The sequence below is a fragment of the Clostridium sp. AF35-15 genome (assembly GCF_003477745.1).
Classification (GTDB): Bacteria; Bacillota; Clostridia; order Lachnospirales; family Lachnospiraceae; genus Otoolea; species Otoolea fessa.
In genome coordinates this window covers 227,939-244,317 of sequence record NZ_QUDY01000005.1, presented here as the reverse complement: position 1 = coordinate 244,317, position 16,379 = coordinate 227,939, and the positions used below count along the sequence as shown (strand labels likewise).

General features: G+C 48.8%; 12 protein-coding genes. 10 read left to right on the top strand and 2 right to left on the bottom strand.

The window, feature by feature from the left end; all coding sequences use genetic code 11:
- Positions 1-160: 160 nt before the first annotated feature.
- The 6 genes from DWZ76_RS08170 to codY all read left to right on the top strand — a co-directional run bounded on the left by DWZ76_RS08170 (position 161) and on the right by codY (position 6,794).
- A complete protein-coding gene (locus tag DWZ76_RS08170) occupies positions 161-484 on the top strand; it encodes a helix-turn-helix transcriptional regulator (RefSeq protein ID WP_118472377.1) in 324 nt (107 codons plus the stop codon).
- Between the two features lie 45 nt (positions 485-529).
- Positions 530-1,225 carry a hypothetical protein gene (locus tag DWZ76_RS08165; protein ID WP_118472376.1) on the top strand — a complete coding sequence of 232 codons (696 nt, stop codon included), beginning with the start codon at positions 530-532 and terminating at the stop codon, positions 1,223-1,225.
- Positions 1,226-1,588: 363 nt separating this feature from the next.
- A complete protein-coding gene (locus tag DWZ76_RS08160) occupies positions 1,589-2,263 on the top strand; it encodes an ATP-binding protein (protein ID WP_347561285.1) in 675 nt (224 codons plus the stop codon).
- 278 nt (positions 2,264-2,541) lie between these two features.
- On the top strand, positions 2,542-3,774 hold the full coding sequence (dprA, locus tag DWZ76_RS08155; protein ID WP_243017794.1) for a DNA-processing protein DprA: 1,233 nt from the start codon (positions 2,542-2,544) through the stop codon (positions 3,772-3,774).
- A 9-nt stretch (positions 3,775-3,783) separates the two neighbouring features.
- On the top strand, positions 3,784-5,853 hold the full coding sequence (topA, locus tag DWZ76_RS08150) for a type I DNA topoisomerase (RefSeq protein WP_118472375.1): 2,070 nt from the start codon (positions 3,784-3,786) through the stop codon (positions 5,851-5,853).
- A 143-nt stretch (positions 5,854-5,996) separates the two neighbouring features.
- Positions 5,997-6,794: a GTP-sensing pleiotropic transcriptional regulator CodY gene (gene codY / locus DWZ76_RS08145; RefSeq protein ID WP_022360247.1), complete on the top strand. Its 798-nt coding sequence runs from the start codon at positions 5,997-5,999 to the stop codon at positions 6,792-6,794.
- A 244-nt stretch (positions 6,795-7,038) separates the two neighbouring features.
- On the opposite strand, the gene purF is transcribed toward codY, so the two are convergent.
- Positions 7,039-8,463 (bottom strand): amidophosphoribosyltransferase, encoded by a 1,425-nt coding sequence (gene purF / locus DWZ76_RS08140; protein WP_117795463.1) that lies wholly within the window; start codon positions 8,461-8,463, stop codon positions 7,039-7,041.
- Between the two features lie 174 nt (positions 8,464-8,637).
- On the bottom strand, positions 8,638-10,737 hold the full coding sequence (locus tag DWZ76_RS08135; RefSeq protein WP_118472374.1) for a glutamine synthetase III: 2,100 nt from the start codon (positions 10,735-10,737) through the stop codon (positions 8,638-8,640).
- A gap of 910 nt (positions 10,738-11,647) precedes the next feature.
- Between DWZ76_RS08135 and aspS the strand changes: the two genes are divergently transcribed.
- From aspS to gatB, 4 genes are all read left to right on the top strand, one after another.
- The gene (aspS, locus tag DWZ76_RS08130) at positions 11,648-12,979 is read left to right on the top strand and encodes an aspartate--tRNA(Asn) ligase (protein ID WP_022360244.1); all 1,332 of its coding nucleotides are present in this window, start codon (positions 11,648-11,650) and stop codon (positions 12,977-12,979) included.
- A 75-nt stretch (positions 12,980-13,054) separates the two neighbouring features.
- Positions 13,055-13,348, top strand: a complete 294-nt coding sequence (gatC, locus tag DWZ76_RS08125; protein WP_106999925.1) for an Asp-tRNA(Asn)/Glu-tRNA(Gln) amidotransferase subunit GatC — start codon at positions 13,055-13,057, stop codon at positions 13,346-13,348.
- 41 nt (positions 13,349-13,389) lie between these two features.
- The gene (gene gatA / locus DWZ76_RS08120) at positions 13,390-14,865 is read left to right on the top strand and encodes an Asp-tRNA(Asn)/Glu-tRNA(Gln) amidotransferase subunit GatA (protein WP_118293516.1); all 1,476 of its coding nucleotides are present in this window, start codon (positions 13,390-13,392) and stop codon (positions 14,863-14,865) included.
- 1 nt (position 14,866) lies between these two features.
- Positions 14,867-16,303, top strand: coding sequence for an Asp-tRNA(Asn)/Glu-tRNA(Gln) amidotransferase subunit GatB (gatB, locus tag DWZ76_RS08115; RefSeq protein WP_118472373.1), 1,437 nt, complete (start codon positions 14,867-14,869; stop codon positions 16,301-16,303).
- Positions 16,304-16,379: the final 76 nt, after the last annotated feature.

The following is a 16,379-nucleotide window of genomic DNA, read 5'->3' as shown; positions in this document are numbered from 1 at the left end:
CGCGCCGATAGCATTATGCTATACTGGAATCGCAACCTTATTTTTTTACCTACATATATCGCAACTCCAAAGTAAAGTAGTTCGTCAGTGGCAATCTAATAAGAAACCCCATTTCCAAGTACAATATGGGTAAAGACTTCGGAAGTGAGGTGTAGATTACTTGTCGGCTGAGAACTATATCATTGACAGAATAGAACAGTTGTGTGAACAGAAGCAAATGAGCAGATACCGCCTTGCCCAGAAATCTGGCATCTCGCAATCTTCGATTTCCACACTGCTGAATAGGCAGAGTGTTCCAACCATACAGACATTGGAGAAAATTTGCAAAGGGCTGGATATGACCCTTGCTCAATTTTTCTCGGAGGACGATGAACTGCCAAATTTGACAGAAGAGCAGAAACGCCTTCTCACCACCTGGAATGCTATGAACAAGCAGGAGAAGGCGTTGGTAGAAGCATATATGCAAGGAATCGTAAGAAAGTAAGGATGGCTGATGTTGCGGCTGTCCTTATTTCGTTTGGAGGACACCATGAAACGGAAAACCTTTTTCCTTACAATGCTTATGACCTGTCTGCTTTGTGGCTGCGGACAATCCAGTGCATCTGCGGAGTCTGCAATCCAGCCAGAAAAACCAGAATATGAATTATCCGTAGAGTCCAATATTGGTCAAGAGGACTGTTCCATCTGCGGCAACGGAGGTGGCAGTCTTATGTCGTATTATGGCAAAAAGGACTCGATAGGAATTATCCATCTGAACGACCTGTCTATAAGTGATACCGAAGTCAGAGCTTTTGACGATGACGGAAATGAAGTGTTCGGTCAAAGTGGCACGAGTACGAGGGTCAATTCTTATGGCGAGGGTTGCGGAAGTGTGATGATTACTGGAATGTCGAACCGTGGCTATAGCGATGCGGAGATTTACTACAAAGCCAAAGATGAGGTGAACTTCGATAAGCTGAAGGATTCCCTTTGCCAGACTTGCCTGGACAAAGTGGTGGAGTTCTATGTAGATCAGAAGAACAATGGCGATGACAGCAGACTTGGTACCACGGGATATTGCCTGGTTGATTTCTCTACCAGAGAGCTTTATACCTTATCTGACCCTTACCGAGGTTACATGATTCGGGATTACTATGTGCGGTATGACATGGAGGAAGGTCCGACTTCGGAGGATGACTACATTGACCTTTTCACTGTCTACGCCCCGGAACGAGCAGAGCAGTAAGGCTGTTCACAAAAAATACAACGAAATAGAAACAAAAAAAAGATTCCAAACAGGTGTTTGGTGGTGTATAATAAATGAGGGTAAGGTTACAATTTGATGACCAAGCCCTCAAACCATTTTATAAGTTCTTTTTTATTATAGAAGAAACTCATATTCTTTTTCTGATTTTGTATTCACAAAAAAATCCCAGTTTATGTTTGAAATAAGGCTATGTTACCCCTCTGCTTTGTGATGGGGTAAAACGGGGTAATTGCCCCGTCCCCAGGGTAGAAGATAGTACCCCGTGGGGATAGCTTTTGAAATATGGTCGTATATGACTTTTTCAGGTGAAAGCGTTTCGATAATTGTTATTGAACGGCTCGTCTGTCGGGAATCCTCTTTTTAGATGAGTTAACGGAGTTTCAGCCGAAAATTTTGGATCTGCTGCGTCAGCCGATGGAGGAAGGAAGCATCACGGTTTCCCGTCTCAACCAGACGGTTGTATTTCCGGCAAAAACGATGATTGCGGCGGCGATGAATCCCTGCAAATGCGGTTTTTTCCCAGATTTGGGAAAATGCCGTTGTACTCCAACCCAGATCCGCCGGTATCTGAACCGCGTTTCGGGACCATTTTTAGATCGGATCGATATTGGGGTGGAAGTACCGCGGCAGGATTTGGGTATGATGGCTTCAGAGAAGAGTATAGATGAGGGGAGTTTTCCACAGACGGAGCAGAGGAATTCCTCCGCTGTCATGCGTGCCCGCGTCATGGAGGCGCGCGCTCGACAGGAAAAGAGGTTTGCAGACGAATCTATCTCCTACAACAGCCAGATGACACGCCGCCAGATCGAAAAGTATTGCCGTCTATCCGGGGAAGATGTGGTATTTCTGGAAAAGGTCGAACGGCAGCAGGGAATCAGTGCCAGGGGACACGGAAAGATTTTAAAAGTAGCGCGCACACTTGCCGATCTGGATGGACAGGCGGAGATCGGGCGGACGCAGTTAGCGGAGGCGATAGGATTCCGGAGTTTTGAAAAAAAATATTGGGGGAGTCTCTGAAAAGAAGCATGTCTAAAAGATTGAAAGAATAAAAAGTTTAACAAGGGTTGTAATTGTTATATCAGATGTGAGATGACTCCCACCTCTTCAGGTGGCGAGAAGCAAATTAGTATCAGTGGTGGGAGCCAATCCCCCATCTGATATAGCCTCCGGCAGGATTGCTTAAGATGCGCAAAAGAAGTATGTCATGCTTTGCATGACGCGCATCTCGCAGCAAGAATGCCGAGGCATTCTTGAAGGTAAAAGGCAGTCGATCTGACATATATAGGGGGAAAGATATGGAAATAGGAAAAGAAGATAGCAATGTACAGAATGCTCAGCTTTCTATGCAGGAACTATATGGAAAAATACAGGAACAGCCGCATAAAAAAGTGCTTCTGACAGAAAATATGCAGTATTCCGACCGTGAGCGCATCCATGCCTACTGGTTATCGAGAGTGGATGGAATCGGCGCGGTGACGGCGGCTAAATTATATGAATCGTGCGGCAGTTTTGAGGGAATCTATGAGCGGGTTTTATATAATAGGAAGAAACTGGATCCGTTTATATGTTCCTTTCTCGGAAAGGCTATGAAAAAGGGGCTGGAGGAAGCGGTTTTGCTCTTCAAACAGCGCGTGGAAGAATACGATAGGCTGGAGGAACAGGGGGTACGTTTCATTCTGTGCGGTGAGGCGGCATATCCGAAGCGCCTGATGCATATCTATGATAAACCGATGTGGCTGTTTGTGCGTGGAATGCTTCCAGAAGATGCGAAACCATCCGCGGCAGTCATCGGGGCGCGCAGCTGTACGCCGTATGGACGACAGGAGGCAGAGTATTTCGGCCGGATTCTGGCAGAAAACGGCGTGCAGGTAGTGAGCGGCATGGCGCTGGGGATCGATCAGGCGGGGCATAAGGGCGCGATGGATGGCGGCGGACTGACGTATGCCGTGATGGGCTGTGGGATTGACACCTGTTATCCGCCATCCGGCATCCGACTGCATGCGCGCATCCGTGAACAAGGCGGCATATTGTCAGAATATGGACCGGGTGTACCGCCGACGGCATCCCATTTTCCAATCCGGAACCGGATCATCAGCGGACTTTCCGATCTGGTGCTGGTCGTGGAAGCACGAAAAAGAAGCGGCTCCCTGATTACGGCGGATCTGGCGCTGGAGCAGGGAAAAGAGGTATTTGCGCTGCCGGGACGGCGCATCGATCCGCTCAGTGAGGGCTGCAACCGGCTGATTGCACAGGGAGCGGGGATCGTGACGAAACCGGAGGATGTGTTGGATTTCTTCCATATAAAATGTAAAAATTCTTGTAAAAAAACAATAAAATCAGTAAATGCACTTGCCAAGTCGGAAAAAATGGTGTATAGTTGCCTAGATTCACAACCGAAACATCTGGAAGCGGTCATGAAAAGCTGTGGGGTGACAGCAGGGGAATGCATGACTGCGCTTTTAAATCTGGAAATGCAGGGATTGATCCTGCAGCCAATGAATCAATATTACGTTAGGAAGATTGTATAGAGGTCTGTTATGGCAAAAAATCTGGTTATTGTAGAGTCTCCGGCGAAAGTCAAGACAATTAAAAAATTTTTGGGTTCCAACTATGAGGTGGACGCCTCCGGCGGTCATGTGCGCGACCTCCCTAAGAGCACGCTGGGAGTGGACGTAGAGCATGGATATGAGCCGAAGTATATCACCATCCGGGGAAAGGGCGATGTGTTGGCGCGTCTTCGTAAAGAGGTTAAAAAAGCGGATAAGATTTATCTCGCAACTGACCCGGACCGCGAGGGAGAGGCGATCTCCTGGCACCTGATGAAAGCATTAAAGCTGGATGAACAGAAAGATAAAAAGGTTTACCGTATCAGTTTCAATGAGATTACAAAAAACGCCGTCAAGGCATCTTTAAAAGAGCCGCGTGCCATCGATGAAAATCTGGTGGATGCACAGCAGGCAAGACGTATGCTTGACCGTATGGTGGGTTACCTCATCAGCCCGCTTCTCTGGGCGAAGGTCAAGAGAGGACTCAGCGCCGGTCGTGTGCAGTCGGTCGCGCTGCGTATGATCTGCGACCGTGAGGAAGAGATCAATGCGTTTATACCGGAAGAATACTGGACGCTGGATGCACAGCTCCACGTACATGGCTCCAGAAAGAAGCTGACCGCCCATTATTACGGCGATAAGGACGGCAGGAAGGCAATTCACAGCAAAGAGGAAGTGGAGGCGCTTATGAAGCGTCTGGAGGGCTGTGAGTACGAAGTGCGCGATGTGAAGCTGGGCGAACGCGTGAAGAAGGCGCCGATCCCGTTTACGACCAGTACGCTGCAGCAGGAGGCATCCAAGACGCTGAATTTCTCAACGCAGAAGACGATGCGCCTTGCCCAGCAGCTCTATGAGGGCGTGGATATCAAGGGACGCGGCACAATCGGTCTGATCACCTACCTGCGTACCGATTCCACCCGCATCGCGGCAGAGGCAGATGCGGCGGCGAGAAGCTATATCGGCGACCAGTTTGGGGCAAGTTACGTGTCCGAGGCGCCGGCGGCGGCAAAATCAGACGCCAAGATCCAGGACGCACACGAGGCGATCCGTCCGACCGACATTACACTGACGCCGGTACAGGTAAAAGAACAGCTTTCCAGAGACCAGTTCCGTCTGTACCAGCTTATCTGGAAGCGCTTCACGGCGAGCCGGATGCGCCCGGCGGTTTACGAGACAACCTCCGTCAAGGTAGCAGCCGGAGAGGAGCTTTTCACCCTGTCGGCGTCCAAAATCAAATTTGACGGCTTCATGTCCGTCTATTCACAGGACGAGGATAAGGAGACCGACGGCGTTCTGAACGAGTCGCTGGAAGCAGGCATGAAGCTGGATTTAAACCAGTTAGAACCGGCACAGCATTTTACACAACCACCGGCACATTATACAGAGGCGTCGCTCGTCAAGGCGCTGGAAGAGCAGGGCATCGGACGGCCAAGTACCTATGCACCGACCATCACGACAATCATCGCGCGCCGCTATGTAGCGAAGGAAAATAAGAACCTCTATGTGACGGAGCTTGGCGAGGTAGTCAACCGGATGATGAAGAAGGCGTTCCCATCCATCGTCGATTTGCAGTTTACGGCAAATATGGAGTACCTGCTCGACAGCATCGGGGACGGCACGATCGGCTGGAAGACCGTTATCGAAAACTTTTATCCGGATCTTGACAAGGCGGTTAAAGAAGCGGAGAAGACGCTTGAGAGCGTCAAGATTGCTGACGAGGTGACGGATGTGATCTGTGACCAGTGCGGGCGCAACATGGTAATTAAGTATGGTCCGCACGGCAAATTCCTTGCCTGCCCGGGATTCCCAGACTGTAAAAACACGAAGCCGTACCTGGAAAAGATCGGCGTGAAGTGCCCGAAATGCAGTGGTGAGATTGTCATCCGTAAATCGAAAAAGGGCAGAAGATATTACGGCTGCGAAAATAACCCGGACTGCGATTTTATGACCTGGCAGAAACCGTCAAAAGAAATGTGTCCGAAATGTGGACATATTATGCTCGAAAAGGGAAATAAGCTTCTTTGTTCTAACGAAGCCTGCGGTTTTGTAAAAAACTCATAAAAACTCTTGAAATAGATATTAATTATTAAAAAAAATGAAAAATACAGAAAAACTCTTGCTATTATACGAAAATCGTGTTACAATTCTTACAGGTTAGGATCGAATTCTAATTTACGATAAAGGCAAAGGAGGTAACTGGTAAAATGAGCGTTCAATTACTGGACAAAACTAGAAAAATTAATAAGTTATTGCACAACAACCATTCTCATAAGGTTGTGTTCAATGACATTTGTGAAGTCCTCAGTGACATACTGGAATCCAATATTCTCGTAATCAGCAAGAAAGGTAAAGTACTCGGAGTTGCGATTCATGAGGGTGTGGATGAGATCGAAGAGTTGATCAAGGATCAGGTCGGCGGTTTTGTTGACCGTATGTTGAATGAACGCCTTTTAAGCGTTTTGTCAACGAAGGAAAATGTCAACCTTGCCACATTGGGATTCGCCGAGGAGAACGTGAAGAAGTATCAGGCGATCATCACGCCTATTGATATATCCGGTGAGAGACTGGGTACTCTGTTCATCTACAAATCAGATGCACAGTACGACATCGACGATATCATCCTGAGTGAGTACGGAACCACTGTTGTCGGACTTGAGATGATGCGTTCTGTCAACGAGGAGAATGCAGAGGAGACAAGAAAGATCCAGATCGTTAAATCAGCGATCAGCACCTTGTCCTTCTCCGAACTGGAAGCAATTACCCACATCTTCGATGAGCTGGAAGGCAACGAGGGCATTCTGGTAGCCAGCAAGATTGCAGACAGAGTCGGCATTACCCGTTCCGTTATCGTCAATGCACTCCGCAAGTTTGAGAGTGCAGGCGTTATTGAGTCCCGTTCGTCCGGTATGAAGGGAACCTACATTAAGGTTCTGAACGATGTTGTATTTGACGAGTTGAAAGCGTTAAAAGCGCAGAACAACCGTCCGTCATCCAATGTATAAAAACATATAAGACATTTTAAACAAAAACAAAAGTTTTGACAAAACGTGAAAAAGTGTGAGGGATAAAAAAGGACTCGGTGAGAGCCCTTTTTTATGTAATAGGAAATTCCTTGGAATTCCCTATTACATAAAAAGGCACTAACGTGCCAATGATGCGCACTCGCGCGAAGCAGAAACATGTCGCAAGCGACCGCGCTCGGCGCGAGAATGTGCCAAGGCACATTCTTTTTCATTTGCGCAATATTTATTCTAATGCATCCTTAATCTCCCCATCCGGCACATCCATCGGATAGTTTCCGGTGAAACATGCCGTACAGAGCGGCAGTCCGCCTGCCATCTCCTCAAGATCTTCAATCGGCATATATCCAAGCGAATCCGCACCGATCTCCCGGCAGATTTCTTCGACGGAATGGCTGCTGGCGATGAGCTGTTTATTGGAGGGGACATCGGTGCCGAAATAGCAGGGGAAGAGGAATGGCGGGGAGCTGACGCGCACATGAACCTCCTTCGCCCCGGCTTTTTTGAGCATGCGGATCAGGTTTTTCATCGTCGTACCGCGCACGATGGAGTCATCGACGAGGACAATGCGTTTTCCCCTGACAGCCGGTTCCAGAATATTAAGCTTGATACGGACGCTATTTTCGCGTTCTTCCTGGGTCGGTTTGATGAATGTTCTGCCGACATAGCTATTTTTATGGAAAATAATCTCATATGGAATGCCGGATGCCTTCGCATATCCCATCGCGGCGGTCAGGCCGGAATCCGGTACACCGGCGACGAGGTCGGCATCGGCAGGGAAGGAATGTGCGAGAGCCGCGCCGCCGCGCAGCCTTGCCTCATAGACGCTCACATCATCGATGTGGCTGTCGAGGCGGGCAAAATAGATGTATTCGAAAACGCAGTGCGCCCGTTTTTCCTGCTGCAGGCTTTTATCAGAAAAAACGCCGTCGCGGGTGATGGTCACGATCTCACCCGGTTCGATATCACGGATAAATTCGCCGCCGACCGAGGTGATGGCACAGCTTTCCGATGCCATGATCCAGACATTTCCCTTTTTGCCGAGGCAGAGAGGACGCAGACCAAATGGGTCACGAACACCGATCAGCTTGCGCGGGCTGGAGATAATCAGGGCATAAGCGCCACGTGTTTTTGCCGCGGTCCGTTTGATTGCCTCTTCAGCGGTCGGGGCAGCCAGACGTTCTCTGGCGATGTGGAACGCGATTACCTCTGAATCCATCGTCGTCTGGAAGATTGCGCCGGTTTCTTCAAGCTGGCGGCGCATCTCAAACGCATTTACCAGGTTTCCGTTGTGCGCCAGACAGAGTGTTCCCTTAAAATACTTAAGTACCAGTGGCTGTGTGTTTTCGATGGTAGAAGAACCAGTTGTGGAGTAGCGGACATGACCAACTCCCAGATTGCCGCCGAGGCGTTTTAACGTCTCCTCATGAAATACCTCATTGACAAGTCCCAGCCCTTTGTAGCAGTTGACAACGCCCTTTGGACCGTTCGTGTCACAGACTGCGATGCCGCATGACTCCTGACCGCGGTGCTGGAGTGCGCTGAGTCCGTAGTACATATCTCTGGCAACATCGCCGCCCTCCAGGTCAAACATTCCAAATACGCCGCATTCCTCACGAAGCCCGGTTTCGTATGTGAGTGACTCCCTCATGATATAAACCTCCTTTGTATTCAAGATACCTGAATGATAAGAAAATAACAGGGATAAGAACCCAAAATTGACTGCAAAATATCAGTATAAAAGACAATATACCAATATTTTGCAGCCAAATCATAACACATTTTTCTCGATTTTTCAATCAAGTCATAATATTGACATGTCAGATTATACGGAGAACAGCAGTTCATCGTAAGTCGGATACGGCAGGAAGGAATCCGGAATCAGGGCTTCTGCGGTATCAACGCTGCTTCTCAAGTCATCCATCTTGGCAAGAATCGTATAGTGGAAATATGTAACCTTCTCGATATTATCTTCCATGGATTCTGCCGCTTTTTCAGCCTCTGCCAGTGCTTCGGTTTTCTCGGAAATCTCGGTGTAGAGACCGGACAGCTTCTCAAGCAGTTTGCTCTCGGCGCTGATCGGTGCGTCCGGCAGGATTGCCTTTGTCTTTGCGGCGGTTTCAGCCAGCTCCTTGCAGTAGGAGAGGACGGACGGCAGGAAGGTCTTCTTCATCATCGAAAGCATCGTCTTTGCCTCGATGTTGATGGTCTTGATGTAGTTCTCTTCCTTGATTTCGTAGCGGGAGAAGAGTTCCTCCTTGGTGTAGATGCCGTGTTTCAGGAACAGTTCTACGTTTTTCTCAGCAATCAGGCGCGGAAATGCCTCTGCGCAGCTCGGTAGGTCGAAGAGTCCGCGTTTGTGAGCTTCCTCTACCCATTCGCTGGTGTAACCGTTGCCGTTGAATACGATGTGGCGGTGATCACGCAGCACTTCCTTTAAGAGCAGATGGATTTCTGCCTCCAGAGCCTTGCCTGAAAGACCTTCCAGACGGTCTGCAAATTCGCCTAAAACTTCAGCTACGGCTGTATTGATGACAATGTTCGGTTCCGATACAGAGAGAGCGGAACCTGGCATACGGAACTCGAATTTATTGCCGGTAAAGGCAAACGGAGAAGTACGGTTGCGATCGGTTGTATCTTTGATAAAGTGCGGCAGAACCTTTGCGCCCGGCTTCATGGTCTGGACTTCTTTTGCCTCAGACTCGAGATCTTTTTCCACAATATCGAGAACTGCTTCCAGATCATCTCCGATAAACATAGACACGATAGCTGGCGGTGCCTCGTTGCCGCCCAGACGGTGGTCATTTCCAGCAGTTGCAACTGATACGCGGAGCAGATCGCCGTAGACATCGACTGCCTTGATCGTTGCGAACAGGAAGAGAAGGAACTGTAAGTTCTTTGCCGGATCGCGATCTGGATCAAGAAGGTTTTCGCCGGTGTTGGTCGATAAAGACCAGTTGTTGTGTTTACCGCTTCCGTTGATGCCCTCAAATGGTTTCTCATGGAGCAGGCACACAAGGCCATGTTTCTCTGCCACACGTTTCATGATTTCCATAGTGAGCTGGTTGTTGTCAACTGCCACATTGGTAGTCGTGTAGATGGTGGCAAGTTCATGCTGCGCTGGAGCTACCTCGTTGTGTTTGGTTTTTGCCGGAATACCGAGCTTCCAGAGCTCTTCATCCAGTTCTTTCATGAAAGCGGAAACTCTCGGACGGAGAGCGCCGAAATAGTGGTCATCCATTTCCTGACCTTTCGGAGCTGGTGCGCCAAACAGAGTTCTTCCGCAGAACTTCAAATCGCTTCTCTTATTAAACAGTTCTTTATCAACCAGGAAATACTCCTGTTCCGGACCAACGGTGGAGACAACGCGGGTCACATCTTCATTTCCGAAGAGTTTCAGGACACGCAGCGCCTCGCGGTTGATGGTTTCCATCGAACGCAGAAGAGGGGTTTTGGTATCAAGTGCCTCGCCGCTGTAGGAACAGAATGCGGTCGGGATGCAGAGTGTATCGTCTTTAATAAATGCCGGGGAGGTTGGATCCCAGGCTGTATAACCTCTTGCCTCAAAGGTGGCACGAAGTCCGCCGGATGGGAAACTGGATGCATCCGGTTCGCCCTTTACCAGCTCTTTGCCGGAGAAATCCATGATAACTTCGCCATTGCCAACCGGGTTGATGAAACTGTCGTGCTTCTCAGCAGTGATGCCGGTCATCGGCTGGAACCAGTGTGTGAAGTGAGTTGCACCATTTTCAACGGCCCATTCCTTCATTGCAACTGCGACTGCATTTGCAATGTCGAGATCCAGATGGCTGCCATTTTCAATCGTTTTGCGGAGTGCCTTATAAACATCTCGCGGCAATTTGCTTTTCATGACTTTGTCGTTGAATACAAGACTTCCATACAGTTCAGGGATGTTTTTTTTCATAACTCATGTCTCCTTTCAGGTTTTATGTCTGCGATTTTGTGATGATTAAATCTACGTAAGATGAATGTGCTCTGACACATTTTACATAAAGAAAAGGGCACCTCGATCATCTCGAAGCGCCCTTGCTTTTATGTGTAGTAGTATACACGAAAAATTCTGAATGTCAATACAATTTGCACACGAATTTTGAAAAAATGTTTCAAGGGAGAATATTGTACAAGATTTCTTCTATTCAAGTCGAACATCCGTGAGACTTGGCGCGTGATACTGGTCAGCGAAGCTGACATATTCCATACAGAATTACTGCGTGAAAAAAAATTAAAAAACCTCTTTACAAACTCAGAAAAATAGTTTATAGTTTGAACATAAAAAATTGAATCCAACGGGGTGGGCAAGGATGCCATGATAATCATGGTATTCGTGCCCACTTTTTTAAAAGGCAAAGATGGAGACTCTGTTTCGAAGAATCCGACAGAAAGACGCGGCCACCGGCTGAGAGCCGTGTCAGGAGGGAGCGGGACAATAGGGAACACTCCGGAGCCGGATGACTGAGAGCGACACTGGACACCCCGCCAGCCGCCGCAGGTAGGTCATCACGTGACTGCGCGTTAAGCAGCGAAAGAGTAAAAAGAAAAACAATCGTTTCTTTTTAAATGCGGGTGGTACCGCGGGAATATCCCGTCCCGGAATGATGTGAGTGAACGTCATTCCGGGACTTTTTTTGTAATAGGAAATTCCTTGGAATCCCTTATTACACAAAAAGGCACTAACGTGCCAATGATGCGCACTCGCGCGAAGATGTAGTTTGTCGCAAGCGACCGCGCTCGGCGCGAGAATGTGCCAAGGCACATTCTTTTTCATTATTCCCGTCCCGGACATATCAAAAAGCAGAGAAAGAGAGGAAACAGCGATGGAATTTATGACAGGTAAAAAGGAAAAAGAAGTGCTGGATCTGGCAGCCGTGTTTGCAGACGGTATGGAAGGACGGGAAGTAAAGGTAAACGGCGCGATCATGAGTGTCCGCAACATGGGAGATATCGCATTTGTGATTCTCCGGAAACGTGACGGCGTGCTGCAGACTGTCTATGAAAAAGGTGTGACCGACGCGGATTTTGCTGAATTAAGAGAAGAAACATTCGTAGAAGTTTCCGGTGTCCTCCGAAAAGAAGAGCGGGCGCCGAGAGGCATGGAACTTCGTTTAAAGAGTGTTCGGATCCTCTCGAAACCGGAAGAACCGATGCCGATTGCCGTATCAAAATGGAAAATGAGCGCATCCCTGGAAGCCAAACTGGATATGCGTTCTCTGACACTCCGCAACCTGCGGGAGCGCGCACGTTTCAGAATTCAGGAAGGAATCGCACGGGCATTCCGGGAGTACCTGCATGGAGAAGGATTTACGGAAATTCATTCCCCGAAGATCGGAGCAAAAGGAGCCGAGGGCGGAGCAAACGTCTTTAAACTCGATTATTTTCACCGCCCGGCGGTGTTAGCGCAGAGTCCGCAGTTTTACAAACAGATGATGGTCGGCGTGTTTGACCGTGTGATGGAGGTTGGTCCGGTGTTCCGTGCGGAGAAGCATAACACGAAACGTCATTTAAACGAATATACCGGACTGGATTTTGAGATGGGATATATCGATGATTTTACCGATATCATGGCGATGGAAACCGGATTTCTTCAGCATATGGTGGAAATTTTAAAGAAGGAATATTCCACGGAGCTGGAAATCCTTAAAGTCAAACTTCCGGAAGTAGAGAAGATTCCGGCAGTGACCTTTACCGAGGCGAAACGCCTTGCCTCCGAAAAATATGGAACCCAGATCAAAAACCCATACGATCTGGAGCCGGAGGAAGAACACCTGATTGGACGCTACTTTAAAGAAGAGTACGGTGCCGATTTCGTGTTTGTCACCCATTATCCATCCAAGAAGCGTCCATTCTACGCGATGGATGACCCGACAGACCCGAAAGTAACACTCAGCTTTGACCTTTTATTCCGTGGACTGGAAGTCACAACCGGCGGACAGCGTATCCACAGCTACACCGAGTTGATGGAGAAGATTGAAAAACGCGGTATGGATACCGAGGGAATGGAACAGTATTTAAGCACCTTCAAACACGGTATGCCGCCTCACGGCGGACTCGGTATCGGTCTGGAACGTATGACGATGCAGCTGCTTGAAGAGGAGAATGTCCGTGAGGTTTCGCTCTTCCCGAGAGATATGAGCCGTCTGGTACCGTAACGTGACAGGACGCAATTTCCTATGAAACAAAGAGCTTGTCCATAACACATATTATAATAGGAAGGAACAGAACTTATGGCAGTGAAAATAGACGATGAAATGATTGATTATGTTGGTATTTTAGCAAAGCTTTCCCTTTCCCCGGAGGAAAAAGAGGCAGCGAAAAGCGACATGAGCCGGATGCTTGAGTATATCGATATGCTGAATCAGCTTGATACTTCGGAGGTAGAACCGATGTCGCATGTATTTGACATTCACAATGTGTTCCGCGAAGATGTCGTGGAAAATGGAGATGAATCAGATGCGATGCTTTCGAATGCACCGGAGCAGAAAGAAAAACAGTACAAGGTGCCTAGGACAGTGGAGTAAAAAGAATTAGAGATACAGGCAGCAATATGGAGGAAATCAGGATGGGAATTTCAGAATTAACAGCGCTGGAGCTGGGAAAAGAAATTAAAGAAAAACGAATCTCCGTCCGGGAGGCGGTACAGGCATCTCTGGAACGGATTCATAAATATGAAGATACAGTTCATGCTTATGTAACGCTGACCGAGGAGGCAGCACTGGCACAGGCGGATGAGATCCAGAAACAGATTGACGATGGCATCCTGACCGGACCGCTGGCGGGCGTTCCGATGGCGATCAAGGATAATATTTGTACAGAGGGAATTGAGACAACGTGCAGTTCCAAAATTTTAAGGGGATTTGTACCTCCGTACTCAGCGGAGGCAGCGCTGAACCTCAAAAAAGCCGGTGCGATCCTGCTTGGCAAGACAAATATGGATGAATTTGCGATGGGAAGTACGACCGAGACATCCTGGTTTGGACCGACGAAAAACCCGTGGAATACAGAGCATGTACCGGGCGGATCTTCCGGTGGCTCGTGTGCGGCTGTCGCAGCGGGAGAGACCTTTTTTGCTCTTGGTTCAGATACGGGCGGTTCCATCCGCCAGCCAAGTTCCTTCTGCGGCGTGACCGGCATCAAACCGACCTATGGAACGGTTTCAAGGTATGGTCTGATCGCCTATGGTTCCTCGCTGGATCAGATTGGACCGATTGCGAAAGATACCGCAGACTGCGCGGCAATTCTGGAGACGATCGCTTCCTATGATAAAAAGGACAGTACCTCTGTCAAGCGGGAGGCGTATAATTTTACCGCTGCTCTGACTGGAGAGGTAAAAGGGATGAAGATTGGAATTCCGTCCGATTATCTGGGCGAAGGACTCGATGAAGATGTAAAAAAAGCTGTTCTGGCGGCAGCTGAGGCGTTAAAAGAACGCGGGGCAGAAGTGGAGTTTTTTGATTTAGGCATGGTTGAGTATGCGATCCCAGCATATTACGTCATTGCATCGGCGGAGGCAAGCTCCAACCTGTCCCGGTTTGACGGTGTGAAGTACGGTTACCGCACACCGGAATATGAAGATTTACATGAAATGTATAAAAAGAGCCGTTCCGAGGGCTTTGGACCAGAGGTAAAACGCCGTATCATGCTCGGTTCGTTCGTTTTGAGTTCCGGCTACTACGATGCATATTATCTGAAAGCACTCCGCACAAAAGCATTGATTAAACAGGCATTTGACAAGGCGTTTGAGAAATACGATGTCATTCTGGGACCGGCAGCGCCGTCCACGGCACCGCTGCTGGGCGACAGCCTTTCCGATCCGATGAAGATGTATCTGGGCGATATTTATACTGTTTCGGTCAACCTGGCAGGTCTTCCGGGCATTTCAGTTCCGTGCGGGCTGGATTCGAAGGGACTTCCGATCGGGCTTCAGATGATTGCAGACTGCTTTCAGGAAAAGAAGCTGTTTGGCGCGGCATCTGCATACGAAAAGGCGAGAGGTGCATGGAAGCTTCCGGTTATGACAGACAAGGAGGGCAGATAAGATGAAGAAAGAATATGAGACAGTCATCGGCTTGGAGGTACACGTAGAGCTGGCGACGAAAACCAAGATTTTCTGCGGCTGCTCCACCGAATTTGGAGCAAAACCAAATACTCATACCTGCCCGGTTTGTACCGGTATGCCGGGTTCTCTGCCGGTTTTAAATAAGAAGGTTGTTGAATACGCGATGTCTGTCGGTCTGGCGGCAAACTGCGGTATCAACCAGTTCTGTAAATTTGACCGGAAAAACTATTTTTACCCGGATAACCCGCAGAACTACCAGATTTCCCAGCTGTATCTCCCGATCTGCCACGACGGCTATATCCCGATCGACACGCCTGCCGGTGAAAAGAAAATTCGTATTCATGAAATTCATATGGAGGAAGATGCCGGAAAGCTGATTCACGACGAGTGGGAAGACTGCTCGCTGGTTGATTACAACCGAAGCGGCGTGCCGCTGATCGAGATCGTTTCCGAGCCGGATATGCGGAGTGCTGATGAGGTTATTGCCTACCTCGAACGCCTGCGCCTGCTGGTACAGTATCTGGGCGCATCCGATTGCAAGTTGCAGGAAGGTTCGATGCGTGCCGATGTCAACTTATCGGTTCGTGAGGTGGGAAGTGAGACATTTGGTACGAGAACCGAGATGAAGAACTTGAACTCTTTCAAGGCGATTGCCCGTGCGATCGACGGCGAGCGCGCCCGCCAGATTGAGCTGCTGGAAGAGGGCAGGAAGGTCATCCAGGAGACGAGACGCTGGGATGACAACAAGGAATACTCCTATGCGATGCGTTCCAAAGAGGATGCGAAAGATTACCGTTATTTCCCGGATCCGGATCTTCCGCCGGTCTGCATCAGCGATGAGTGGCTGGAATCTGTCCGCGCCGCCCTGCCGGAATTGCAGCCGGAAAAAATGGCACGTTACCAGAGTGAATATGGTCTGTCTGAATATGACAGCCGCATTCTGACTGAGTCTAAGAAGATGGCGGATATGTTTGAAAAGACCACCACCCTCTGCCAGAAACCGAAGAAGGTGGCAAACTGGCTGATCGGCGAGGCAAGCCGCCTGCTCAAGGAAAAAGGAGAGGACGCTGAAAGCCTGTGGTTCTCCCCGATGCATCTGGCACAGCTCATCGATCTGGTCGATGCCGGAACGATCAATAACAACACGGCAAAAGAAGTATTTACAGCTGTTTTCGAGCAAGATGTCGATCCGTCCGCCTATGTCGATGCACACGGACTTGGCATGGTCAATGACGACAGTGCCCTGGAACAGGCAGTTTCCGATGTGCTCGCCGCAAACCCGAAGACGGTGGAAGAGTACAAGAGTGGAAAGACAAAGGTACTTGGATTTCTGGTTGGTCAGGTGATGAAAGCGATGAAGGGCAAGGCAAATCCGGGTAAAGTGAATGAAATGATGACGGAGAAGCTGAACGCGTAAAAACGCCTTTTTATAAATGAAAATTATAATTAGCTTTTAAAGAAAACTAAAAAGAAACTGTCTACAGATGCTGGCT